The organism is Chlamydophila parapsittaci (assembly GCF_006385615.1).
Taxonomy (GTDB): domain Bacteria; phylum Chlamydiota; class Chlamydiia; order Chlamydiales; family Chlamydiaceae; genus Chlamydia; species Chlamydia psittaci.
Map to the genome: position 1 here is coordinate 445,633 of NZ_CP041038.1, position 25,885 is coordinate 471,517.

A 25,885-nucleotide genomic window follows, 5' to 3' on the forward strand; every position below is an offset into this window, starting at 1 on the left:
AGAAAGGCTAGAAGCCTTCTTCACAAATTTTTTCTGCAATGGTACGAAATACCTCTGGAGTATTGGGTACTTCGCAGTGAGAAAGATCACGAGTGGATTCAGGCATAGCTATAAGCTTTTCCATCCACACTTGTCTCTTCTTTTGTTCTTCGAGAATCAAAGCTTGATCCCGTAGTTTTTTCAGCAACTCTGCTTCCGCAGATAGCTCTTTTGTTTTTTTTGTTCCCATACTACGGAATCTAAGAAAATCGTACTTTTTACACAACAGAACTTCTTATGATCAGAAGTTACTTGGAAACACGCGATTCATAACTTCCTGTACGTGTGTCTACTTTAACAACTTCACCTTCTTCTATGAAAATGGGAACCATAATTTTTGCTCCAGTATTTGTTACTGCAGGTTTTAATACTCTTCCCGAAGCTGTATCTCCACGTACACCTGGTGCCGTTTCAGCGATAGTAAGTTCCATAAAAATTGGAGGTTCTACCGCAATAACATTACCATTGTATAAAACTAATGTATAGATAGTGTCTTCTAATAACCACTGACGAATATTTTCTATTTTATCCCAGAAGATGACTTCTTGCTCGAATGTTTCATCATCCATGAAGGTAGCACCTTCCTGATCTGAATAAAGGAAACGCATCTGTTGTTCTCGCACATCTGCAGTTTCTACCGATTCTCCAGATTTAAACGTCTTTTCAATGACTCTTCCTGTAAGAAAATTTTTTACCTTAATCCTATTAAAGGCTTGGCCTTTTCCTGGTTTTACAAAGTCATTTTGCAAAATCAAATAGGGTTGACCATCTATTTCTATTCTTAATCCTACACGAAATTCACTAGTGCTTACACGAACCATGGGGCCTTTTATCCTTAAAATTCTCCCATTTATGTTATCTAGGATGTTCTCCTTTGTCCAGAAGAATGTCTTGTATACGACAGGATAAATATAGCGATTAATATCTATTGATTTTAGTTTAAACGTGCAATTTTCCTATATGCAGTATAAAGAAAATGATTATTTGACATCGACAACATCGAGTTAAACTAGGGAGCAAAAGCATGTTTAAGCACAAAGAAACGAAAACTGATGAAGCCAAAATAGCCCAGGATACACTAGAACGTTATTCTGGATCGTCTATTGAAGAATTTTGTCCCTACCTACTTTTAACAAACTTTGCACACTATACCCACGTATTTGCAGAAGCTTATCAGGTACCTATTTCAAAAGGATCTATGTTTTCTGCAGCACACGCTCCCCAAGTTAATGCGTCCATTTTGGATTTTAAATTAGGATCCCCTGGAGCAGCTTTAACTGTAGATTTATGTTCTTTCCTCCCTAACTTAAAAGCTGCTGTTATGCTTGGTATGTGTGGCGGTTTACGCTCGCATTATCAGGTTGGGGATTACTTTGTCCCGATAGCAAGTATTCGAGGAGAAGGAACCTCTGATGTCTATTTCCCTCCTGAAGTCCCTGCTTTAGCAAATTTCATAGTACAAAAAACTATCACAGAAATATTAGAAGAGAAGAAAGCGAGCTACCATATTGGAATTACTCACACCACAAATATCCGTTTTTGGGAGTTCAATAAAGAGTTCCGAAAGAAACTCTATGAAAATAAAGCACAAACTATAGAAATGGAATGTGCCACCCTCTTTTCTGCAGGTTATAGAAGAAACCTTCCCGTAGGAGGTTTATTGATCATCTCTGACTTACCTCTGAGAAGGGAAGGGATAAAAACTAAGGAAAGTGGAAATCATGTGTTGAAGACATATACAGAAGATCACATCACTACAGGCATTGATGTCATTTCAAGATTAGACACAGTATTGCAAAACCGCCCTATCAAAACCAATAAAGGTTTGCCACATATGGAACTTGGGGAGGCTGACGATACCATGCCTAAAGATTCTGGCATCTCAGATAGCGATTATTGAGAAAGAATTCTCTGTAAAATGCAATCTGCAGTAAATCCACAAGCTTCCGCTACATCAGCGGGAGCTCCAGAATAACCAAATCTATCCATAGCAATAGCTAAGCCATTCGAACCGATATATTTATACCAACCCAATGCAGATCCTGCCTCTATAGATACTCTTAAACCTAAATCGCCACCGATCACACTTTCTCGGCATTCAAAATCTTGCTGTTCGAATAACTCCCAACAAGGGAAAGAAATTACACGGACTTTTTTATCCAAATGGATTAGCTCTTGTGCTACAGCTAGAGCTAAATGCAACTCTGATCCTGTAGCAAATAAAGTATAATCTGGTTTCCCTTGAGTCTCTTTTAAAACAATGTAGGCTCCTCGGCCGACACCTTCTTTAAAAGATCTATTTGTTTGCGATAGTGTAGGTAAATTTTGCCGAGAAAGTATCAATGCTGTGGGACCGGCATAACGCAATGCCGCATGCCAAGCTCCCTTAACTTCATTAGCATCCCCAGGGCGGATAACTTGCAAACCTGGAATTGCTCGTAACGACATAATTTGTTCTATAGGTTGATGGGTAGGACCATCCTCCCCAACAAAAATCGAGTCGTGGGTAAATTGATAAATCACGGGTAATTTTGCTAAAGCAGCCAAGCGAATAGCATTCCTTAGATAATCAGAAAATACTAAGAATGTGCCTCCAAAAGGTCGAAACACTTGTGAGTAAGCGAGGCCATTCATAATAGCTCCCATACCAAATTCTCGAACACCATACTTAATGTTTCTACCCGAGAAATCGTGGCTATTAATATCTTTAGCGTCAGTTATCCAAGTCCCATCAGAACTCGATAGGTCTGCTGATCCTCCAATAAGAGAAGGGATATTCTTAGCTAAATCTTGAATAATCTTGTTCGATGCCGCACGTCCAGCTATGTTCTCAGGCATGGCTATATCGTCGAGTATTCTCTCTAATTGTTCTGAAGAGAGAGGTGATTTTAATGAAAGAAACTCTTGATACAAGTCAGGGAATAGACGAGACCAAACACGAAAATTATCTTGCCATTCTTCTTGAACTTTACGATCTTCATGCAACTTATTAGAAAAGAAGGACTTTACTACAGGAGAAATGAAAAACTTCTCTTCAGGCAGATGCCAGAAACGTTTTGTCTGTTCCACACCAGCTTCTCCTAAAGGAGATCCATGTGCCTTATGGCTGCCTTCTTTAGGAGAGCCATGCCCAATGACTGTGTGTGCAATGATTAATACAGGACGCTGCTGAGATTGCTTAACTTTCACAAACGTTTCATGAATGCCTAAGAAATCGTACCCATCGACTTCATAAACATCCCAACCGTAAGACTCAAAACGTTTTTTTACATCTTCTGAGCTGACTTCTCCTAAAAAACCATCTAAGACAATATTGTTATAGTCATAAATCACGACAAGATTGTCTAAACCTAAGGTTCCTGCGAAGCTGCAGACTTCATGGCTAACGCCTTCCATCATACATCCATCACCAGCCAGGCAGTATACTTTACCATTAAAAATTTCGTGCTCAGGACGATTAAAGCGAATTCCAAGCATCTTCATAGATAAAGCCATACCTACAGCATTACCTACTCCTTGGCCTAAAGGTCCTGTAGTTGCTTCAACGCCCTCCGTCTCTCCAAATTCTGGATGACCAGGAGTCCGAGAATGCAACTGACGAAATTGCTGAAGATCCTCTAAAGAGACATCATACCCAGCAAGATGAAGACAGGCGTATAGCAAAGCTGAACCATGCCCTGCAGACAAGACAAAACGATCTCTATCAATCCATAACGGATCTTTTGGGTTGTGTCTTAAAACATAACTGTACAGGTAAGCGGCAAGTTCCGCACAACCTAAAGGTAATCCCGGATGACCAGAACCAGCTTTTTGAATGATCTCTATACTCAATTGTTTAAGAGTTCCTGAGACCTTTTCCAAGATATCTATATCTACTTCTCTGTTCACCATTTATCAGACCTAAAAGCACTTCACAAGAATATAAATAACGAAATTATAGGGCATGCATTACCAAAAAGCAAGACTACTCGCAATATAAGATCCCGCAATATCTTGATGAAGATTTCTTACCTAGGCTCTCACGGGTGTATAGAACATTTTTTATGCATCTAAGACCAAAAAGATTCTTTCTTAGGACAGGATTAGAGACTAAAATACATCTCTCCCCTATAATCACAGGAAGTTCAACGTTTTTGACATTGCAAAGTCATTCCTTATGTTAAGTAATACTCTCCGATCTAATTTTTTAAAATTTTACGCTAACCGTCACCATACTATTGTTTCTTCTTCACCTGTTTTTCCCCATAACGATCCTTCCATTCTCTTTACCAACGCAGGAATGAATCAATTCAAGGATATTTTTTTAAACAAAGAAACCGTGAGCTATTCACGAGCTACAACCTCTCAAAAATGTATCCGCGCTGGAGGCAAGCATAACGACCTCGATAACGTTGGACACACATCTCGACACCTTACTTTCTTCGAGATGTTAGGAAACTTTTCCTTTGGAGATTACTTTAAAGAGCAAGCGATTGCTTTTGCTTGGGAAGTTTCTTTATCTGTTTTCAATTTCGATCCGGATCGTATCTACGCAACAGTACATGAAAAAGATGATGAAGCGTTTGCTCTTTGGGAACGACATTTGCCTTCCGAACGTATTTTCCGTCTAACTGATAAAGATAATTTCTGGAGCATGGCTGAAACAGGCCCTTGTGGATATTGTTCCGAGCTTCTTTTCGATCGTGGTGAGCAATTTGGTAAAGCAGCCTCTCCTCTAGAGGACAGTGAAGGCGAGCGCTTTTTAGAATACTGGAACCTTGTATTTATGGAGTTCAATCGCTCAGCAGAAGGTTCCTTACTTGCCCTGCCTAACAAACATGTGGATACTGGCGCAGGTCTAGAGCGTTTGGTTTCTATTATCTCTGGAACCGATACTGTTTTCGAAGCTGATGTATTACGTTTGCTTATTTCAAAAACAGAAGAATTGTCAGGGAAAAAGTACCATCCAGATGAAGCTTTAGGAGCTGCTTTTAGAGTAATCGCGGACCACGTGCGTTCCTTATCTTTTGCTATAGCTGACGGCTTGATCCCTGGGAATACAGAACGTGGATACGTATTAAGAAAAATTTTGCGACGTTCTGTAAACTATGGAAAACGTCTTGGATTTACTAAACCATTCCTAGCAGAAATCGTCCCTGCTTTGGTTGATGCTATGGGGGAGGCGTATCCTGAATTACGCCTATCCGCGTCCCAAATTCAAGAAGTCATGACCATAGAAGAGGAGAACTATTTCAAATCACTTCACCGTGGTGGGAATTTACTTCAACAGGTTCTTAAATCTTCTTCTTCTTCATCCATCATTTCTGGAGAGGATGCTTTCAAATTAAAAGATACGTATGGATTACCTCTGGATGAAATCGCCTTGTTAGCTAAAGATTATGATTTCTCTGTAGATCTAGACACCTTTTATCAATTAGAGAAAGAAGCTAAAGAGCGCTCCAGGAAAAACATAGCTAAATCTCATAACACTACAGATACAGTATATGATTCACTTTCTTTAGGAGAGAATTCCACATTTGTTGGTTATAATGACCTTTCATGCGACACATTTATTGAAGCAATTATCAAGGATGGTGAACAGGTCCCCTATCTTAAAGAAAAAGAAAAAGGCATTTTAATCTTAAAAGAAACCCCCTTCTATGCAGAAAAAGGTGGTCAGGTTGGTGATTCTGGAGAGATATTCTGTTCTGATGGAACATTTGTAGTTAGTCACACCACCTCTCCGAAAGCAGGGATAGTTATTCATCATGGTGAAGTCTCTCAAGGACAACTCTGTCCTGCACAAGCTGTAACTGCACAAGTACATTGTCTACGTAGAAAAAATATCAGCAACAACCACACGGGCTGTCATCTTTTACATAAAGCTTTAGAAATGACGCTTGGAGATCATATCCGCCAAGCAGGATCTTTTGTTGATGATACAAAGATTCGTTTAGATTTTACGCATCCCAAAGCTATCGCTCCTGAAGACTTAGCTTCTATTGAGCTTTTAGTTAATGAGAAAATCCGCGAAAATCACCGCGTGGAGACTCGAGAAGCTTCTTACTCTGATGTAATGAATTCTAAAGAGATCAAGCAATTTTTTGGTGACAAGTATAGTGATATTGTTCGCGTAGTCTCAGCGGGATTTTCTCATGAGCTCTGTGGGGGTACTCATGCAGAATTTACAGGAGACCTTGGTTATTTCCGCATCCTTAAAGAGCATGCTGTAGCCACGGGGATCCGTCGTATAGAGGCTGTAACAGGAAAAGAAGCTGAAGTTTTAGCACGTCAAGACACTCAGGATCTCAATGAAATTGCGCTTATTTTACAATCTCCTCGAGATCAAATTCTGAATAAATTACAAAACATTTTAGATGAGAAAAAAGAACAAACGAAACTCATTTCTGATTTAGAGAACAAGCTTATTTATTCTCTATTGGATAAAGTTATTGATCGTTGTCAGCAGGTTGAAGATGTTTCTTATTTCATTCATCATTTACCTGAATCGGAAAGTCATCGCTTACAACAGTACGCCAACTGCCTACATCAAAAAATACCAGCACGTTTAGTTTCTCTATGGACTACTCAGAAAAACGGGAAGTATATCATCTTTTCAAGAATTTCTGACGATCTGGTTAAACAAGGATTACAAGCTAAAGATCTTTTAAAAATATTACTCACACCTTGTGGTGGTCGTTGGGGAGGGAAAGATATATTTGCACAAGGTAGTGCTGATAGTCTCCCAGAAGCAGATATATTAAATAACACTTTATGCCAATGGATTTCGACCCAGTTAATTTAAACCTATCTATTTTACCTGAAATAACTAACACCTCTGTTCCATTACTAATAGAAAATATCCTTCCTGGGGCTCGTAGTTTCTTAGCTGCTAAGTTTTTCTACGAGAGGAAAGAGTCTGTGGTAATAATTGCCACGCGCTCTCGTATTGATGATCTCTTTGAAGATCTTTCTTCATTTTTAGGATTCCCTCCTGTGGAGTTTCCTTCATCAGAAATAGACTTATCTCCAAAGCTTGTTAATATCGATGCTGTTGGGAAACGTGATAAGGTTCTTTACGATTTGTATCAGAAAAAAGCCCCTATATTTTGTGTAACAACACTAAAAGCTTTACTAGAGAAAACTCGATCACCAAAAGATACAGCTCACCAACATTTAGATATCCAAGTTGGAGATGTTCTTGATCCTGATATCATGATCGATCTATGTAAAAATTTAGGTTATCGCCATGAAACTCTTGCCAGCGATAAGGGAGAGTTTGCTTATAGAGGAGGGATTATTGATATCTTTCCTCTATCTTCTCCAGAACCTTTCCGGATAGAGTTTTGGGGAGAAAAGATCATCTCAATACGTCCTTTTAATCCATCTGATCAACTCTCAACAGGGAAAGTTTCCAAGCTGTCTATATCCCCAGCCACAAAAGATTCGGGGACAGAAGTTTTATCACACTGCCTATTGGATTATTTTGATACACCCCCAGCATTTCTCTTCGATAATTTAACCTTGTTAGAAGATGATTTCTCGGAGATTTCAGGGACGTTGTCTTCGCTACCTAACCGTTTTCTACCTATCCAAGATTTATGTCGACGTGCTTTTCAATCTCAGACGATTTTCTTTGAAGAGAAAAACTTCCCTAATGTTCGTACAATTAAAAATACCCAAGTAAACATTGAAGTCTTCCACTGCGACATTCAAGCTTCCCGACTTGTTGCTCCTTTTATCTATCCTAACGAAGTTATCGACGAACAAGAAAATCCCCTTCTTGGTTTTCTACAAAAGCTTCAAGAATATATCCCTAACAAAGGACAACCGTTTAACGTAGCCCTCTACAATACAAAAGCAAAATCTTTAAAAGAAGCTCGGGCTCTAATAGAAACGCTAAGCCAGAGCTCTATACATATCTATGAAAAACCTGGGAATCTCTCTTCTAGCTTTGCTCTTGTAAACGAAAGATTTGCTGCTATTTCCCTAGCGGAATTTGCTTCTACAAAAGTATTGCGAAGGCAAAAACAGAGAAATTATTTTTCCGTAACTACTGAAGAAGTATTCGTTCCTATTCCTGGAGAGACAGTTGTTCATTTACACAATGGTATTGGCAAATTTATCGGAATGGAAAAGAAGCCAAACCATTTAAATATTGAAACTGACTATCTAGTTCTTGAATATGCCGACAAAGCACGGCTGTATGTGCCTTCAGACCAAGCCTATCTGATTTCACGTTACGTAGGAGTTTCTGACAAAACTCCTGACCTTCATAATCTAAATGGCTCTAAATGGAAACGATCTCGAGATCTCTCTGAAAAGTCTCTTATATTATATGCTGAGAAACTCCTTCAGCTCGAAGCACAGCGTTCCACGACTCCTTCATTTATTTATCCTCCCCATGGAGAAGAGGTAATTAAATTCGAAGAGAGCTTTCCTTATGAAGAAACTCCAGATCAATTAAAAGCGATTGAGCAAATCTATTCCGATATGATGTCCGATAAGCTCATGGACCGTTTAATTTGCGGTGATGCAGGATTCGGAAAGACGGAAGTCATTATGCGAGCTGCTGTGAAAGCGGTTTGTGATGGTCAGCGACAGGTTATTGTTATGGTCCCCACAACCATTCTAGCAAATCAGCATTACGAAACTTTCACCCAACGTATGGCAGGGTTACCGATAAATATTGCTGTTCTTTCGCGCTTTTCTGAAGGGAAGGCTCTGAAAAAAATCTTTGAGGATACAGCTCAAGGCAATATTGATATTTTAATCGGCACACACAAGTTAATAAATAAAAACTTAGAATTCAAAAATCCTGGTTTATTGATTATTGATGAGGAACAACGTTTTGGTGTTAAAGTTAAAGATTTCCTCAAGGAACGTTACCCTACGATAGACTGTCTCACAGTATCAGCTACACCTATTCCGAGAACATTATACATGTCTTTGTCGGGAGCCAGGGACCTCTCTTTGATTACCATGCCTCCATTAGATAGACTGCCTGTTTCTACTTTTGTTTTAGAACACAATGAAGAAACTCTATCTGCAGCCTTACGGCACGAATTATTGCGAGGTGGTCAAGCATACGTAATTCATAATCGTATTGAGAGCATTTTTAGATTAGGGAATACAATACGGAACTTGGTACCAGAAGCACGTATTGCTGTTGCTCATGGCCAAATGTCTTCAGATGAGTTAGCTTCTATTTTTCAAAAATTTAAGGATCAAGAAACCAATGTCCTTGTAGCAACAGCACTTATAGAAAATGGTATCGATATTCCTAATGCCAATACGATTTTAGTCGACCAAGCAGATAAATTTGGCATGGCTGATCTGTATCAGATGAAAGGTCGTGTAGGAAGATGGAATAGAAAAGCTTACTGTTATTTTTTAGTTTCCCATTTAGATAGATTATCTGGTCCTGCTGCAAAACGTTTACAAGCTTTGAATAAACAAGAATATGGAGGAGGAATGAAGATCGCTCTCCATGATTTAGAAATTCGTGGCGCAGGAAATATTTTAGGAACCGATCAATCCGGGCATATCAGTGCGATTGGATTCAACCTCTACTGTAAGTTATTGAAAAAAACGGTTGCTGCTTTAAAGAACAACTCTTCTCCTTTATTATTCAACGATGATGTAAAAATAGAGTTTCCTTATAAATCCCGCATACCTGATACCTATATAGATTTGGCGTCTCTGCGTATAGAATTTTACCAGAAAATCGGTGGTGCTGAAGATGCCGAACAGTTAGATTTGATAAAAGAAGAGATGCGCGATCGCTTCGGGCCTCTACCCGAAGAGGTCTTATGGTTATTTGCATTAGCTCACGTACGTCTATTTGCTCTACAACACAATATTTCTAGCATTAAAGGTACGGGGAATGCTTTGTATATTCAACAATGTCATGGAAAAACCGAGCAAATAAAGAAAACATTACCCTATTCTTTATCTCCCACCCCAGAACTCCTGGTAGCTGAAGTGTTAGAATCTATAGAGAAAGCATTTCCTCTAAAAACCCCTCGTTAAGGAGGCTCAATGTCGAAATTTTACGACGTGATAAAACCCCAAGCCTCACGTCCACCTGTATGGTTTTTACGGCAAGTAGGCAGATACATGCCTCAATATAGAGAACTCAAAGGTTCTCAAACATTGAAAGCTTTTTTTCACAATACAGATGCTATTACAGAAGCCACCCTTTTAGGGCCAAGCCTACTAAAAGTAGATGCTGCCATTCTCTTCGCGGATATTCTTTCGCTATTAGATGGCTTCAATATCTCTTATGATTTTGCTCCAGGCCCGCAAATCTCTTTTTCTCCTGAAGAAGAACTCGTTTTTACAAAAGACCCTCAAGACACGTTTTCCTACCTTCTTGAAGCCATCAAGAATCTCGTCAAACGTTTATCAGTTCCTCTCATTGCATTTGCTGCGTCTCCCTTCACCATGGCGTGTTACCTTTTAGACGGCGGAGCTTCTAAAGATTTTCCAAGAACTATGGCGTTCTTGTATCAGCACCCCAAGAGGTTCGATGCGCTGCTTAAGCAATTAGCGGAAGGTACGGTCATTTATCTTAAAGAACAAATCCACGCAGGAGCTTCAGCTATTCAGTTATTTGAATCTTCTAGCTTACGTTTACCCTCAGCCTTATTTTCTCGTTATGTGACACTACCAAATACCCAACTCATCGCTCAGTTAAAAAATCATGTTTCCTCTCCAATAAGTTTATTTTGCCGTTGTTTTGATGAAAACTTTATAGATCTCTATTCTACGGGAGCGGATACTCTACATCCTGACTACCATGTCAACCTTAGTAAGATCTATACATCAGTTACAGATCCAGGATCTTTACAAGGAAATATTGATCCCGCCTTATTTCTACTTCCTCAAGATCAGTTTCTAAACCACCTTGAAAAGTACCTCTCTGTTTTAAAACATCAACCTAAGTACATTTTCAATTCAGGGCATGGTATTCTTCCTGAAACTCCTTTAGAAAACGTTCAAGCTGCGGTATTATGTTTAACGTCAATTTCAACTTCTTAGAAGGTCTTCACCAACCTGCACCGAGATACACAAGCTATCCAACAGCTCTCGAATGGGAGGAATCTGATGCAGATCCTGCCTACCTTGCTTTTAAGTATCTTCAAAAAGATAACAGCCCTTTATCCCTGTACTTTCATATTCCCTTTTGCCAGTCGATGTGTCTGTATTGTGGATGTTCTGTAGTAATCAACCGTCGCGAAGATATTGTAGAAAAGTATATTGATACGCTGATTAAGGAAATGGAGTATGTCCATACGCTCTTAGGAGGAAGACGGAAAACTTCACGGATCCATTTCGGAGGAGGCACTCCAAGCAGGTTATCCAGAAAACTCTTTGAAACACTTTTTTCTCATATCCATCGTTTATTTGATCTTTCCGAAGCTGAGGAAATTGCTATTGAATTTGATCCCCGTTCTTTGAGGGACGATGATAAAAAAGCAGAATTTATCCAGTCTCTAGGATTTAATCGTGTGAGCTTAGGAGTCCAAGATACCCAAGCTGCTGTTCAAGAAGCTGTACGGCGTCGTCAAAGTCATGAAGAGTCACTTTATGCTTATGAAAAATTCCGTGAGTTAGGTTTTGAAAGCATAAATATAGATCTAATTTACGGTCTTCCAAAACAAACTAAGTTAACATTTACTCAAACGATTGCTGATATTTTACACATGCGGCCTGACCGCTTAGCGTTATTTTCATTTGCTTCTGTTCCATGGATAAAACCTCATCAAAAAGCTATGAAAGAAAGCGATATGCCCTCTATGGAGGAAAAATTCGCCATATATTCTTATGCTCGACATACGTTAACGAAAGCAGGTTACCAAGCCATTGGATTAGATCATTTTTCTCTACCTGAAGACCCATTAAGCATAGCGTTTAAAAACAAAACTTTGATTCGGAATTTTCAAGGCTACTCTTTACCTCCTGAAGAGGATCTTATCGGGTTGGGAATGTCATCAACAAGCTTTATCCGTGGTATATATTTACAAAATGCCAAAACTCTAGAATCTTACCATGAGAAAATCCTTTCAGGCTCTCTAGCTACAGTGAAAAGTAAAATTCTTTCAGAAGATGATAAAATAAGAAAATGGGTAATTCATAAACTCATGTGTACTTTTGTAGTATCAAAAGAAGAATTCACCCAGCTTTTCGGTTATTGTTTTGATGAGTATTTTTCCGAAAGTCAAGAACGGATAAGTAGCATGGTAACTACAGGATTAATTCAAAACAGTTCATCTCTTCTTACCGTAACACCATTAGGAGAGCTGTTTGTACGTGTAATTGCTACAGCATTTGATGCATATTTCTTAAAAACTGTTTCTTCAAATCCTAGGTTTTCAAGATCCATATGAAAAAAGCCATTATCATAGGCGCAGGAATTTCAGGGTTATCCACAGCGTGGTGGTTACATAGGAAATTCCCCAATAGCGAACTTGTAATTATAGATAAGGCAGATCGACCTGGTGGGCTTATCTACTCAGATTACCAAAAGAATTTTGCCTTGGATCTCGGGCCTAAAGGTTTTCTAGTACGTGGTGAGGGACAGTATACCCTCGGATTAATTCGTGATTTACAACTGGAAGAGGCTCTCATTGTTAGTGATAAAACCGCGAAAAAACGTTTTATACGTTACAAAGGGAAAACACGAAAAGTCTCCCCATGGACATTAATAAAAGAAGGTTTGCCTTTCGCTATCATCAAAGATCTCTTTGCCTCCCGCTATACAAAAGATAGCTCTGTATATGATTTCCTAAGTCGCCATAGCACAATAAATCTTATTCACAATGTATTAAATCCTGTTGTTACCGCAATTCGTGCAGGACACAGTCATCTACTTTCTGCTCATATGGCCTTCCCTTCCCTTTCTCAACGCGAAGCAAAAACAGGATCCATTTTACGCAGCTTCTTAAAAGAACCTTCGAAGAAAAAAACATCCGGAGCTCCTTATCTAGCTTCGCTACGTCCCAATCTAGGCATCCTCATTGATACTTTAGTAAAAAAACTACCCGCAACGTGGAAGTTTTCTTCTCCTGTTACAAAGATCGAGTGTTTCCCATCCCAGGTTGTCGTATCCACTACACAAGAAACATTCTCAGGAGATCTAGCAATATATACGGGGGCCACGTCTCTACTTCCTTCTCTTATTAATATTCCAGGACTGCAACAGCTTGCGAATAACACTCTTCATTGGGATCTCTCGTGTGCAACATTGGGGTGGAATAGGGATATGCCTTCTATCCCTAAAGGTTATGGTATGCTGTTCTCTGACGAACCACCGTTATTAGGTATTGTCTATAACTCACGAGTCTTCCCTAACCAGATGCCTGGGAAAACAGTTCTATCATTACTATTAGAAAACCGCTGGCATCAAGAAGAAGCTTTCGCTTTTTCTTTAGCAGCGATTTCTGAGTATTTAGGGATTTCTACAAAACCCGATGTATTTTCATTATTTTCCCCAGAAGAAGGTCTACCTCAACACGGCGTAGGGTTTTTAGAAATGAAAAATCAGATACTCCCTGTACTTCCTCATAATCTAAAAATTGTCGGGCAAAACTTCTCTGGTCCAGGATTAAACAGATGTGTAGCCTCAGCCTATCAGACTGTTGCTGCTATCTAAGGGAAGGAAACGCTCACAAAGAGAAAGTGTTGTGGTGATCATCTCTCTGAAATATTCTCTTCTTGAAGACATTTCGAGTAATCTCTTTTCGACATGATCTAGGAGATGTTGAGTTAGCTTATCTCTTTCATTAAGTTTTTCATAAGCACATGCTAGTCCTGACACCCAACGCATTTCCATGGCTACACGATGATTAATGTCTTCAATAAGGACTACCTGAGGATGATTAGGCGTTTCCCAATCCCCTTTGACTTCTTCAAAAACCTTGACAGCGCGAGCAGCATCCCCCAAGGAAAGATAAGCATCAGCAAGGTCTAATTTCACGGTATAGTATACGTAGACCCAAGCCTTCGCATTTTCCCCACATAAAGTGATCTCTGAAAATTCATCTAAAGCTTTTATAAACCAGCCGATTTTTCTTATCATTTCTGTTTCTGCATGACCTTGGAAATAGTATACCAAAGATAATAATGAGGATTGGGGGAATAGTTCTTGAAAGTGCGATAAATGTAATAAAGCACTCTCTTTCCCTGAGAGATAGTCGTCTATATCATAAGCAAGAAGATATAAGCGATCTCCATACAAACGCAGATCAAGATGATGACAATAAAGATCCAAAAGCTTTTGATTCGACTGCCTACGTGTTAATGCCCAAACTAACCTAACCGTTGACTGCAATGCAGAACGCTCTTGTGAAAAGATATTTGTTAGAGCTGAACTTGCTTGAGGATCACGATAATATAAAGCAGCAAAACAACATTTTGCGATATCCTCGAATGAGGATGAGCAAGATAGCCGTGTTGTATAACTTGCCTCTTTAAATAATTCTCCACGCCGAAAAGCTAACCATAAAGTTAGCACCCGACTATATTCAGGATTCTGTGATTGCTCTAAAGTTTTTTGTAGATACTGTTGTTCTGTTATCTCTATTTGGTGATCAATAAGGGTAAGTATAGGACTCGCATTACGCCTTCTATGACGATGGATCATATCATAGATAAAATAGTGATAGAGCTCCTCAAGAGCTACTTCACTACTACCTAACAACTCACATAACTTCACAACAGGAGATACAAAACTAGGATCTTTCTTTAGAAATAACGCGTCTATAGATTTTAAAATTTTACGATGTAGAAATGAGACATGAGATTTAGAGTTCCACTCTTCGCACAAATCTATCTTTTTCTGAAGAGCGTAGGAAAGAAATAGTCCTAAACCAGCCTCTTTGCGACTCCAACTTTTATAAGCTCGGAGAAAGAAATCTTCGGCATCACTGTACTTCTGTTCATAACAAGAAATACATCCTAGATACTCATACACCCGAGGTAATGTGACTCCCAACCTAGAAGCATGATCCAAAATTGACACAAAAATCTCTCGAGATTTCGTGAAATCCTGTTTCTCAAAACTATAGCAACCTAAGAAAAAACTATATTCTGGGAAATACGTATGTTCAGGGACAAATACAGATTCTCCGGCAAGCAGTAAGCGCTGCATGGCGGAGAGGTTCTTCTGCTGATGGTAGATTTCCAATAACGAAAAGTAACCGTAATAAAGTAATGTCGATTGTAAATAATTTCCTTGATCTATCAGAACCTCTAATTCACAAATGCCTTTTTTCTGATTCCAAGGAAGGGTATACAAGGCATGCGCAAGGAGAAGTACATCAACCTCATGAGCACGTTGTACCTCGCCGCGTGATATTCTCAATACTAAGTTGTCAATAGATTGAGCATAGTCTTTTTCAGCTTGACAGTAAGGGAATAGTAAAGCTTCACAAGAATCTCCAACTTCTCGTGATTTCTTAATTTTCAATCCTAAAACAATCTTTTTTAAGAAATTTTTTTCTATATCAATGACCTCGGGATGAGGACTACAGGTTCCCTTTGCAATAGCTTGAGAAAGCTTCTCGCATAATGCTAAAGCTTCGTCGTAATTTCCTCGTTCTTGCATTACAAGAATCTCTTGCTTGCGATCCTCATAACTACTATGTAAAGTCATGCTATACAGTTCGAGTAAGAGATGGTCTTCTAGTGTGTCTCTTCCCCTCTCTATACTATGAAATTGCGTTATCAAATCCCTTAAAGAAACCCCATCAGGATTTAATTTCTGCCAAGCAAGACGTATTGCCGACCTAATGTGAGAAGGCATTGTCACTACGGACAATAACTTTCTGATGATCTCTTTACTGGTGGCTCTATCTTCTTGTTTGATTCTGACCTGTACATACTGACGCGTTAACGCCGCTATAGTTTCCCAATCTCTAGGAGACAATGCTGTTTTTTCAAAAATAATACGCTCTACAAATGCTGAGAAAACTTCATCACAACCATTTCCAGACTTCAATGCTGTATACACGTCTGCACAGTAATGACCAAAAGGCAATTGCTGAGTTGGAGCAGCCCAAACACTCCCTACACTCACAATTAAAAAAAACTGAAAAATGCGTAGTAACGGATGGTGATATACTTTCATGATAGATATCTCTCTACCATAGTACTGGCAGGAATTAGAAAAAATCACAATAGTTCAAAAAAAACAAACTATAGGTGAACCAAAAGTATAGTAGAAGACTCTATTACTAAAAAAGAATGTTCTGTTTGGAGTTTTTTATAAATTAAATGTCTACAGAACCTCTAAACTACCTACAAAACACAAAAAGAAAACGCGCACATGAAAATGTACAAGCTCTTCTTTAAAAAAAAGATATTAAGCTGATGCCAACTAACCTACTGATAAACAAAGAAGTATGAAAAATTAAAAACTAGTAGTGATTCTCTGTTTTTCTTTTCTCTAAAAAAATTGTTGCATGAATTTGAACAAACAAACTAATTACAAACTAAAACAAGTAAAAATAGTTTAAAACAACAACTAGAGGACGCTTTTCATGGCGCTAAAAGATACGGCAAAAAAAATGAGAGATCTGTTGGAAAGTATCCAACGTGACTTAGACAAGGCCGAAAGAGGAAATAAAGCAGCAGCTCAACGAGTACGTACAGACTCTATCAAGCTAGAAAAAGTTGCTAAAGTATATAGAAAAGAATCAATCAAAGCTGAAAAGTCTGGCTTGATGACTCGCAAGCCTGCGACAAAAGCGAAAAAGGCTGCTGCCACTAAAAAAGCAGCATCTAAGCCTAAAGCAAAAGCTAAGCCAAAAGTACAAGCTAAAGCTGCCCCTAAAGCTAAAGCCCCTGCAAAAAAGATTCCAGCTAAAGCAAAAGCTAAAAAAAGCTCTAAATCTCGCTCCCTAAGAAAGTAGTTTTTTCCTTGTCTTGGTTTTTAGAGGGTAATTATATTTTATAACTTGCCCTCATTTTCTTTTTCTCTTAATTTCAAAAGATTATCCCTAGAAACGCTTCGTTATGATAAAATTCTGCAGTAATTTTTAACTGCTGAGTGGACGCAGAGTAATTCTATCTCGCAGGCACGTGAATTTTTCACATAAAATTCGATTCTAAAATTAGAGCCCTTACAAATAGACCATGCTTACAGTCGCCAATTGTAAACACTTTGGCATTTGCGGCGGGTGTTCCTCGCCTCACTCTGCCTACTCCGATTCTTTAAAAGCTAAAGAACGTATCTTACACGAGCTCTTTGCTCCTATTTTCCCTGCTTCAGATATTCTACCTATCATTCCATGCTATCCTCTTTTGCGGGGAAGAAATAAAATGGAATTTTCTTTTTTCCAAACTAAAGAGGGTGAGAAAAGTCTAGGATTCATTACGCCTACAAAACCGAAACAAGGCATTCCCATTACAGAATGTCTTATGATTCATGAACATGCAATGGATATTCTAGAGATCACACGCACATGGTGGAAACATCATCCTGAGATTACAGCTTACTATCCTCCCTTCAATAAAGGCTCTCTGTGCACCTTAACTGTACGCATTGGCAGCCCTGAACACACGCTCATGGTCATTCTCACAACATCTGCAAGAGAAGAATATGCCGTCGATAAAAAGATTATTGAAGAATGGAAAAATATGCTGATACATTCCGATCTTCCCATTGTTTCTATTGTATGGGAAGAACGCGTCAGCGCGAAAAGCGTTCCTACCTACTTCCGCTCTAACCTACTTTACGGAGAAGCATTTATTAAACAAAAGTTAAGCTTACCTAAAGATGGAAATTCCGCGGTATTTCATGTGCGGCCGAGAAGCTTCTTTCAACCACAAACTCTCCAGGGAGCAAAAATCATAGAAATTGCCAAAGAGTTTATGGATCCACAAGGATCCGAAACACTCTTAGATCTCTATTGTGGTGCGGGAACTATAGGGATTATGCTTTCTAAATATGTAAAAAAAGTTATAGGAGTAGAAATTGTCCCTGACGCTGTAGATTCCGCAAAAGAAAATATCTTAATAAACAAAAAAGAAAGTCTCATTGAAGTACATCTAGAAGATGTAAAAACTTTCTGTAAACGGCATCAAGATCATCCTGCTCCTGACGTTGCTATCATTGATCCTCCACGCTGTGGTATGCAAAACAAAGTACTGAAATACTTAATCAGAATCTCTCCTAAAAAAATCATTTATATCTCATGTAACCCAAAAATACAGTTTGAGGAGTGTTGTAGCTTAATTTCTGCAGGTTACCGTATAAAGAAAGTACAGCCTTTAGATCAATTTCCTCATTCTCCGCATTTAGAAAATATTATTTTATTAGAAAGAGAAGGCAACCTCTAGGAAAAGCATTGAACGCACGCTTCCTGTTGTGTTAACCTTTCCTTGAAATAACCGAAGTAAAGGTGGTTTAATGTTATCTCGTTTATTCACGTGTTTTTTATTTCTTTTGAGCTCATCCTCTCTCTTAGCAGATGAAGACGGCTCTCAAGTAAAAAGTACTTTTGCTCAACCCGCTGTAATGCTTGGCATTGCTATTTTGTTCTTTTACTTCATTTTATGGCGCCCAGAACAAAAACGCAGAAAAGCGATGGAAAAACGCAAAAATGAACTTGCAAAAGGCGACAAAGTTACTGCCATGGGGATTTTAGGAACTATTGATGAAATCCGAGAACACACCGTAATTTTGAGTATCACCTCTGGAAAAATCGAGATACTGAAAGCAGCTATTTCTGAAATTCTGAAGCCAGATGGGACTAAAGCATAAGCTTTAAGATATAGACATTTACTGGATACGATATTAGAGAAATCTACATTGATTTTTTATAAGCCAAGTTATAACTTGACACCATAAGCTATTCACGAAGTCGAGGATTTTTAGGATCATGACTTGGCTTTCAGGCCTATATTTTATCAGCATTGCTAGTGTAGTATTTTGTGTTATAGGTTTGATACTTTCTGGAATCATTCTTATTGCTCGTAAATTTCTAGTTAAAATTCATCCTTGCAAGCTAAAAATTAATGATGACGACTCCCTTACAAAAACTGTAGATAGCGGCCGTACCTTATTATCTTCTCTGTTAGATTCGGGTATTCCGGTTCCTTCTCCATGTGGAGGTAAGGCCACTTGTAAACAATGTAAGGTAAAAATTGTTAAAAACGCCGACCAGCCACTAGAAACAGACCGCGCAACTTTTTCCAAACAACAGCTAGAACAAGGCTGGCGTCTTTCCTGCCAAACCAAAGTCCAACACGACATGTGTTTGGAAATCGAGGAACGTTATTTACATGCTTCTTCTTGGGAAGGTACGGTCGTTTCTAACGATAACGTAGCAACCTTTATAAAAGAGCTTGTTGTTTCTATTGATCCTGCTCATCCTATTCCCTTTAAACCTGGGGGCTATCTACAAATTCGTGTTCCTGCATATAAAACGAATACTTCCGATTGGAAGCAAACTATGGCTCCCGAATATCATAGTGATTGGGAACGTTTTAATTTATTTGGCCGGATTATAGATAACAGCCTTTTAGAGCCAGATTCTGCTAATAAAGCATATTCTCTAGCATCCTATCCTGCAGAACTACCGATTATTAAATTCAATGTCCGTATTGCGACACCTCCTTTTATTAACAATGCGCCTAATCCAAGTATCCCCTGGGGAGTATGCTCATCCTATATCTTCTCGCTACAACCTGGGGACAAGATTACTGTATCTGGTCCTTATGGCGAATCTTTCATGAAAGAAAACAACCGCCCGTTAATTTTCCTAATAGGTGGTGCGGGATCTTCATTTGGTAGAAGTCATATTTTAGATCTTTTGTTGGATAAACATTCTACAAGAGAGATCACTCTGTGGTACGGAGCTCGCTCTCTAAAAGAAAATATCTATCAAGAAGAATATGAAAAATTAGATAAGGATTTTCCTAACTTCCATTACCATTTAGTGTTATCGGAGCCTCTTCCTGAAGATATTGCAGCAGGTTGGGATAAGGATGATCCTGAGAAAACGAATTTCTTATTCCAAGCTTTTGAGGTTGGTCAACTCAGCAAACTTAGCAATCCTGAAGATTATCTATACTATGTATGTGGTCCACCACTACACAACAGTAGTATCCTGAAATTACTCGAAAATTATGGGGTTGAAAGATCTTCTATAATTCTCGATGATTTTGGTAGCTAGTTACTTAGTATATGTTTTCTCGCTATAGATATTCTCAAGATTTTATCGATTACGCGTTCTCAGCATTCGGACTAAAGACGCAATGTATATTATCGTAGCGAGAAAGCTAAACACCATATGCGTAGCTTGGCTAATCGCATAGGCTCGGCCGTTAGTAAATCCTTCCCAAACAGTCGTGTGATCATCTGGAATAATTTCGTCTGTTGTGTTTGACGTTTCATTATACCGACAAGATTCACTGATTTCTAAACCCCCAAAAGTGGCCATCCCTCCTATAAGAGCAAAGAAAATACCATATACTGCTGTGCTCACGATACTCGTCATCCTATAGTATCTATGAACATTCTCACGCCCTATCCTTGTTATTCTACTAGATAAGTGCCGTTGATCTTCCGTACTATCTCCAAACCATCTTAAGCATCGTCTGCATAATGTATCTCGAAGTCCTGGGAGAGCATACTCTAAAATATCTCTACCTAGTAACGTCCATCCCAAGAGAGTAATGACACCATATAAAGCGGATTCGCACTCTGTAATCGTATCACGCGATGCCATACGGATATTATTGAGCAAATCTAATAGGTTCCCAAGAGGGAAAAACACGCGGTAGCACAGAAATAAAATACGCACATTACGATATCTTTCTCTTCTAGAGCGAGGGCTGGTTAGCATTAAAAAGCAGCTACACAATCCATCCATACCAAAAAATACTGTACTGATGGCTAATACCAAGCCGTCTTCTTCTGTCTCAATGGGAATAAGCCAAAAAATCGATAGTGCATCTGAAATTCTCAGGATATTAAGAGCGACTTCTCCAAGTCGATCTAACAAACTTTCGGGAGGTAATACGCTCTCTTCAACTTGAATAACGGTGTCAGCCATACCGAGTAGAGTTTGTATTCTAGAGAATACATTAGGGCTTGAAGTACGCGATACAATCACCCCTTGGATATTATGTCCTATTATTCCACTATTTCTCTCTTGATCACTTGGATTTGAACCACCTAATGGCGATATTTCTGTAATCTCAACTCTATCCCCTTGTACTAAGTTTTGAGAAACAGCACTCACTCCTGCTATTTGCATAAATGTAGCCACAATAGCATTATTAAAGGCAGGATCAGTAAAATGGATCCAAGTAATTCCTAAACTTCCTGAAGAATAAGGCAGTGTTACGACTCTAGATCGTAGAAATCCTCGGTAGTCTAAGCACGAAAATACATCTCCCCAAACACGATAATAAAAAGATCTAGTATGTTCTACGTAGTCTGAAGGACAAATGCCAACTAAAACAATGTTGTCCGCATGTTTTGTATTTCGAATTGCCTCTTGAACATATCTAGCACCGTTTCCAAAAAAATAATGAATAAAAGTGCTCCCTGGAGGATGAGAAGCAAAAAAGCTATCCCAAACGTCTAGAATAGCTTCACAAATAGGAGTCATTCCTTGTTGAGATCTTCTAAAGAAAAATGAAGATCCGATCCCTTCTCTATTATAGATACCTATAACCTCTCTTCCACCCAACAACTGGCTAAGATGTATAGTTTCATTTTGGGCTCTATAGTATCCTGACTGGCTGCCGTTGGTATACCCTACTCCAACTAAAGGTGTGGAGACTGGCGTGGATTCACCACTTTCACATATCGTTTGAAAAATAGGAACAGGGTGCGTATTTCTGGATCGTTCGTCGCGGTTCCCATGAATAAATGAGTAAACACTATCTCCTTGAGTACCTTCTGATACTGAAGGACTGCCTTCTAAAGAGCCTACAAGAGGTAAGGTATGCGTTTCGGGGGGGGGGGGGTAACTATAGTAGGTTGTGAGATTCTCAAGATACATGTTTGAGACTCATTCGATTCTTGATTTTCTTCAGAATAACCAGATCTTGGTACAAAGTAACCAGAATAAACAGAATGTATAGGGGTAAACACGATATTAATAGCATGTTTTCAGACGTTTAGTTCATTAAGGCGGGAAAACCTTTGAAATCCAACAAACAATTAGTCAAATAAAAATAAACAAAATCTTACAAACATCTCTAAAACAAAGTAGAGAATATAATTTATTTGAGGTTCGTTAAATAAAAGAAAGAATAATAATCTTTAGGAACTAGTTCCTTAAGAGAAACTAAAAATACCCTGTAACGGGGTATCTGAATACATTTACCTAAATAGATTGGATCTTCTTATTCAATAACCTCAGAAAAGTGAAATTGATTATTTCACCAGAAATCAGTCAGACAAGGAAACATTATTTTTCAATCAAAGCATTTAAATAAAAAAAAAGGAGAATATTTCTATTCTCCTTATAAAAACTCAGTTTACGAGTCAAAAAATAACTGAAAGCTTGGCGACGACCTACTCTCCCATACTCTTGTGTATAGTACCATCGGCGATAAAAGGCTTAACTTCTGAGTTCGGAATGGTATCAGGTGTGTCCCTTTTTCCATTATCACCAAGCAAATTCTTGTAACGTAACATTCACGTATACTAATAGACGCTTAAGAGAGTCTTTAGTATCAACTTACATTGATCGATTTATTTCAACAAAAAAGCCTATTGAGCTTTTTATATGATAAAAACCAAGTCAATGGACTTATTAGTATTGGTTAGCTAAACACATTACTGTGCGTACACACCCAACCTATCAACCACATAGTCTATATGGAGTCTCATAGGGATACCTTATCTTAAGGGAGGCTTGGCATTTAGATGCTTTCAATGCTTATCCTTTCCGAACGTAGCTACTCGGCTATGCTTTTGGCAAAACAACCGACACACCATTGGTTCGTCCATTCCGGTCCTCTCGTACTAGGAACAGCTCCTTTCAAGTATCCTGCGCCCACAAAGGATAGAGACCAAACTGTCTCACGACGTTTTGAACCCAGCTCGCGTACCGCTTTAATTGGCGAACAGCCAAACCCTTGGGACCTTCTCCAGCCCCAGGATGCGATGAGCCGACATCGAGGTGCCAAACCGCCACGTCGATATGAACTCTTGGTGGCGATCAGCCTGTTATCCCCGGAGTACCTTTTATCCGTTAAGCGACGGCGATTCCACTTTCCACCGCCGGATCACTAAGCCCGACTTTCGTCTCTGCTTGACTTGTAGGTCTTGCAGTCAACCTATTTTATACCTTTACGCTCTACTCGTGATTGCCAACCACGATGAAATAAGCTTTGGGCTCCTCCGTTACTTTTTAGGAGGATACCGCCCCAGTAAAACTGCCCGTCTGGCAATGTCCATATTCCAGATTCATGGAATTATGTTAGATTCCCAACTTGTTAAGACCAGTATTTCAACGATGACTCCCACTCTCCTGACGAAGAGTGTTCTCAGTCTCCTGGCTATGCTACACATAACAAATCAAGAATCAATACCAAAGTACAGTAAAGGTTCACGGGGTCTTTTCGTCCTTTTGCGGGTAAACAGCATCTTCACTGCTACTACAATTTCACCGAGTCTTTCGTTGAGACAGTGCCCAGATCGTTACACCATTCGTGCAGGTCGGAACTTACCCGACAAGGAATTTCGCTACCTTAGCACCGTTATAGTTACGGCGGCCATTCACCAGGGCTTGGGTTCAATGCTTTGCCTTGCGGCTGACATATCCCTTTAACCTTTTGGCATTGGGCAGGCGTCACACCATATACTTCCCCTTAGAGGTTTGCATAGTGCTGTGTTTTTGTTAAACAGTCGCCTGGGCCATTTCTCTGCGGCCCCCCGGAGCTCATGCCGTAAAGGCAATCACCCTAAGAGGCTCCCCTTCTTCCGAAGTTACGGGGATAATTTGCCGAGTTCCTTAACGAAAGTTATCTCGCGCGCCTTAGAATACTCATCTCGCACACCTGTGTCGGTTTAGGTACGGTCACCATCAACAGCTAGAAATTATTTCTTGAAAGCCTTGCGCCACACTATCAGTTCCTCCGAAGATTTCCCTTAACCACAACCTAACCTTATGTTAGCGGATTTGCCTACTAACCGGTCTCATTGTGATACGGACATTTCCAATCGTCCGCGTGCTTAACGTACTCCGTCATTCCATTGCTAAAGTTTTAGGTGGTACAGGAATATTTAACCTGTTGCTCCATCGTCTACGCATTTGTGCCTCGACTTAGGGGCCGACTAACCCAGGGAAGACGAGCTTGACCCTGGAAACCTTGTGCTTACGGCGAGGAAGATTTTCACTTCCTTTATCGTTACTTATGCCATGGATCTTCACTAGTATCCGCTCCAGCACTCCTTACGGTATACCTTCACTGCTGAATACTACGCTCTCCTACCGCGTATATATAAATATACACCCGCGATTTCGGTTTTATGCTTGAGCCCCGATTATTATTGGCGCAATGATTCTCGATTGGTGAGCTGTTACGCACTCTTTAAATGATTGCTGCCTCTAAGCCAACATTCCAACTGTCTTAGAATCATCACTTCCTTACTCACTTAGCATAAAATTTGGGACCTTAATCGGCGGTCTGGGCTGTTCCCCTCTCGACAACGAAGCTTAGCCCCCGCTGTCTATCTCCCGGACTCGCTTTTGGTATTCGGAGTTTGATTTCCGTTGGTAAGCCGGTAGGCCCCCGCTAGAATTCAGTGCTCTACCCCCAAAAGCTTAATATCCGAGGCTAACCCTAAAGTTATTTCGGAGAGAACAAGATATCTCCAAGTTTGATTGGCCTTTCACCCCTATTCACAACTCATCCAAACATTTTTCAACATGTACTGGTTCGGTCCTCCACAAGGTCTTACCCATGCTTCAACCTGGTCATAAATAGCTCACTTGGTTTCGTGTCTAAATCAAACGACTAAACGCTCTTTTAAAACTCGCTTTCGCTTCGGCTCCGGAATGTAGATCCCTTAACCTCGCCGTTTAACTTAACTCCCTGGCTCATCATGCAAAAGGCACGCCGTCAACCATGACTTCCTAAGAAGTTATAGGTCTTCGACCGCTTATAAGCTACTGGTTTCAGGTTCTATTTCACTCCCTTAACAAGGGTTCTTTTCACCTTTCCTTCACAGTACTGGTTCACTATAGGTCATTGACTAGTATTTAGACTTGGAGAGTGGTCTCCCCAGATTCAGACTAGGTTTCACGTGTCTAGCCCTACTCAGGTATCGAATAGAGTCTCTTGTTTTTTCGTCTACGGGACTATCACCCTGTATCGTTCTACTTTCCAGAAGTATTCAACTAAAACTTAAGATCCCATGTTATCGACCCTACAACCCCACATTAAAAATGTGGTTTGGTCTTCTCCCCTTTCGCTCGCCGCTACTCAGGGAATCTCTTTGATTTATTTTCCTCTGCTTACTAAGATGTTTCAGTTCAGCAGGTGTCGCCTTATACGTCTATGTATTCAACGTATAATGGTAGATGATTAATCTACCGGGTTGCCCCATTCGGAGACCTCCGGGTCATAGCTTTATACCAGCTCGCCGAAGATTACTGCAGGTAAACGCATCCTTCATCGCCTGTCAATGCCAAGGCATCCACCAATAGCTCTTAATAACTTGGTCTGTAAATTATTGATCCATGCAAGTTAACTTCACCTAAAGACATATATTCTTAAACGTCTATTATTATATGTGAATTTACTTGTTACCATATTATTTACATAACATACTTGATCGTAAACTAAATGTTTTGGAAACAACGCTTAACAATGCAAAAGAAATAGAATACAA

15 protein-coding genes and 2 rRNA genes are annotated in these 25,885 nt (G+C 39.5%); 10 read left to right on the top strand and 7 right to left on the bottom strand.

The features are described from left to right. Positions 1-7: 7 nt before the first annotated feature. Both FI836_RS01945 and efp read right to left on the bottom strand, forming a co-directional pair. Positions 8-229, bottom strand: a complete 222-nt coding sequence (locus FI836_RS01945) for a hypothetical protein (RefSeq protein WP_006343529.1) — start codon at positions 227-229, stop codon at positions 8-10. 58 nt (positions 230-287) lie between these two features. Further along, entirely contained in the window at positions 288-860 is a 573-nt protein-coding gene (gene efp / locus FI836_RS01950; protein WP_006343530.1) for an elongation factor P, read from the bottom strand. 203 nt (positions 861-1,063) lie between these two features. Between efp and FI836_RS01955 the strand changes: the two genes are divergently transcribed. Further along, a complete protein-coding gene (locus tag FI836_RS01955) occupies positions 1,064-1,939 on the top strand; it encodes an AMP nucleosidase (RefSeq protein WP_006343531.1) in 876 nt (291 codons plus the stop codon). Here FI836_RS01955 and tkt read toward each other — a convergent pair. Beyond that, on the bottom strand, positions 1,933-3,930 hold the full coding sequence (tkt, locus tag FI836_RS01960; RefSeq protein WP_014944018.1) for a transketolase: 1,998 nt from the start codon (positions 3,928-3,930) through the stop codon (positions 1,933-1,935). The two genes, FI836_RS01955 and tkt, sit on opposite strands and share 7 nt — an antisense overlap. Positions 3,931-4,195: 265 nt before the next feature. Between tkt and alaS the strand changes: the two genes are divergently transcribed. Genes alaS through FI836_RS01985 form a run of 5 tightly spaced genes read left to right on the top strand, consistent with a single transcriptional unit; the run spans position 4,196 to position 13,675 of the window. Beyond that, entirely contained in the window at positions 4,196-6,823 is a 2,628-nt protein-coding gene (gene alaS / locus FI836_RS01965; RefSeq protein WP_015386246.1) for an alanine--tRNA ligase, read from the top strand. Beyond that, a complete protein-coding gene (mfd, locus tag FI836_RS01970) occupies positions 6,799-10,050 on the top strand; it encodes a transcription-repair coupling factor (RefSeq protein WP_020338815.1) in 3,252 nt (1,083 codons plus the stop codon). The genes alaS and mfd overlap by 25 nt, the downstream gene beginning before the upstream one ends. Before the next feature lie 9 nt (positions 10,051-10,059). Further along, positions 10,060-11,061 carry a uroporphyrinogen decarboxylase gene (gene hemE, locus FI836_RS01975; RefSeq protein WP_006343535.1) on the top strand — a complete coding sequence of 334 codons (1,002 nt, stop codon included), beginning with the start codon at positions 10,060-10,062 and terminating at the stop codon, positions 11,059-11,061. Further along, positions 11,034-12,410: an oxygen-independent coproporphyrinogen III oxidase gene (gene hemN / locus FI836_RS01980; RefSeq protein WP_006343536.1), complete on the top strand. Its 1,377-nt coding sequence runs from the start codon at positions 11,034-11,036 to the stop codon at positions 12,408-12,410. Before hemE ends, hemN begins: the two co-directional genes overlap by 28 nt. Next, entirely contained in the window at positions 12,407-13,675 is a 1,269-nt protein-coding gene (locus FI836_RS01985) for a protoporphyrinogen oxidase (protein ID WP_014944023.1), read from the top strand. Before hemN ends, FI836_RS01985 begins: the two co-directional genes overlap by 4 nt. On the opposite strand, the gene FI836_RS01990 is transcribed toward FI836_RS01985, so the two are convergent. Continuing rightward, positions 13,646-16,150 (bottom strand): hypothetical protein, encoded by a 2,505-nt coding sequence (locus FI836_RS01990; protein ID WP_032742350.1) that lies wholly within the window; start codon positions 16,148-16,150, stop codon positions 13,646-13,648. The two genes, FI836_RS01985 and FI836_RS01990, sit on opposite strands and share 30 nt — an antisense overlap. Positions 16,151-16,562: 412 nt before the next feature. On the opposite strand from FI836_RS01990, the gene hctA reads away from it, so the two are divergent. The 4 genes from hctA to nqrF all read left to right on the top strand — a co-directional run bounded on the left by hctA (position 16,563) and on the right by nqrF (position 20,201). Next, on the top strand, positions 16,563-16,934 hold the full coding sequence (hctA, locus tag FI836_RS01995; protein WP_006343539.1) for a histone H1-like protein HctA: 372 nt from the start codon (positions 16,563-16,565) through the stop codon (positions 16,932-16,934). A 223-nt stretch (positions 16,935-17,157) separates the two neighbouring features. Further along, entirely contained in the window at positions 17,158-18,363 is a 1,206-nt protein-coding gene (gene rlmD / locus FI836_RS02000; RefSeq protein WP_139934567.1) for a 23S rRNA (uracil(1939)-C(5))-methyltransferase RlmD, read from the top strand. Between the two features lie 70 nt (positions 18,364-18,433). Next, positions 18,434-18,787 (top strand): preprotein translocase subunit YajC, encoded by a 354-nt coding sequence (gene yajC / locus FI836_RS02005; RefSeq protein WP_006343541.1) that lies wholly within the window; start codon positions 18,434-18,436, stop codon positions 18,785-18,787. Between the two features lie 118 nt (positions 18,788-18,905). Then, a complete protein-coding gene (gene nqrF, locus FI836_RS02010) occupies positions 18,906-20,201 on the top strand; it encodes an NADH:ubiquinone reductase (Na(+)-transporting) subunit F (protein WP_014944026.1) in 1,296 nt (431 codons plus the stop codon). A 42-nt stretch (positions 20,202-20,243) separates the two neighbouring features. Here the strand turns inward: nqrF and FI836_RS02015 are convergent, their stop codons facing one another. The 3 genes from FI836_RS02015 to FI836_RS02025 form a co-directional block, all read right to left on the bottom strand. Next, a complete protein-coding gene (locus FI836_RS02015) occupies positions 20,244-22,040 on the bottom strand; it encodes a DUF687 domain-containing protein (protein ID WP_014944027.1) in 1,797 nt (598 codons plus the stop codon). 505 nt (positions 22,041-22,545) lie between these two features. Beyond that, positions 22,546-22,660, bottom strand: a 5S ribosomal RNA gene (rrf, locus tag FI836_RS02020). A gap of 118 nt (positions 22,661-22,778) precedes the next feature. Next, positions 22,779-25,717, bottom strand: a 23S ribosomal RNA gene (locus FI836_RS02025). Between the last annotated feature and the right edge of the window lie 168 nt (positions 25,718-25,885).

Excerpts from the sequence above, each read along its gene's own strand:
- nqrF (WP_014944026.1), top strand. The coding sequence starts at position 18,906 with ATGACTTGGCTTTCAGGCCTATATTTTATCAGCATTGCTAGTGTAGTA.
- alaS (WP_015386246.1), top strand. The coding sequence starts at position 4,196 with ATGTTAAGTAATACTCTCCGATCTAATTTTTTAAAATTTTACGCTAAC.
- FI836_RS01990 (WP_032742350.1), bottom strand. The coding sequence starts at position 16,150 with ATGAAAGTATATCACCATCCGTTACTACGCATTTTTCAGTTTTTTTTA.
- tkt (WP_014944018.1), bottom strand. The coding sequence starts at position 3,930 with ATGGTGAACAGAGAAGTAGATATAGATATCTTGGAAAAGGTCTCAGGA.
- rlmD (WP_139934567.1), top strand. The coding sequence starts at position 17,158 with ATGCTTACAGTCGCCAATTGTAAACACTTTGGCATTTGCGGCGGGTGT.
- hemN (WP_006343536.1), top strand. The coding sequence starts at position 11,034 with ATGTTTAACGTCAATTTCAACTTCTTAGAAGGTCTTCACCAACCTGCA.
- FI836_RS01945 (WP_006343529.1), bottom strand. The coding sequence starts at position 229 with ATGGGAACAAAAAAAACAAAAGAGCTATCTGCGGAAGCAGAGTTGCTG.
- efp (WP_006343530.1), bottom strand. The coding sequence starts at position 860 with ATGGTTCGTGTAAGCACTAGTGAATTTCGTGTAGGATTAAGAATAGAA.
- FI836_RS01985 (WP_014944023.1), top strand. The coding sequence starts at position 12,407 with ATGAAAAAAGCCATTATCATAGGCGCAGGAATTTCAGGGTTATCCACA.
- FI836_RS02015 (WP_014944027.1), bottom strand. The coding sequence starts at position 22,040 with ATGTATCTTGAGAATCTCACAACCTACTATAGTTACCCCCCCCCCCCC.
- yajC (WP_006343541.1), top strand. The coding sequence starts at position 18,434 with ATGTTATCTCGTTTATTCACGTGTTTTTTATTTCTTTTGAGCTCATCC.
- FI836_RS01955 (WP_006343531.1), top strand. The coding sequence starts at position 1,064 with ATGTTTAAGCACAAAGAAACGAAAACTGATGAAGCCAAAATAGCCCAG.
- hctA (WP_006343539.1), top strand. The coding sequence starts at position 16,563 with ATGGCGCTAAAAGATACGGCAAAAAAAATGAGAGATCTGTTGGAAAGT.
- hemE (WP_006343535.1), top strand. The coding sequence starts at position 10,060 with ATGTCGAAATTTTACGACGTGATAAAACCCCAAGCCTCACGTCCACCT.
- mfd (WP_020338815.1), top strand. The coding sequence starts at position 6,799 with ATGGATTTCGACCCAGTTAATTTAAACCTATCTATTTTACCTGAAATA.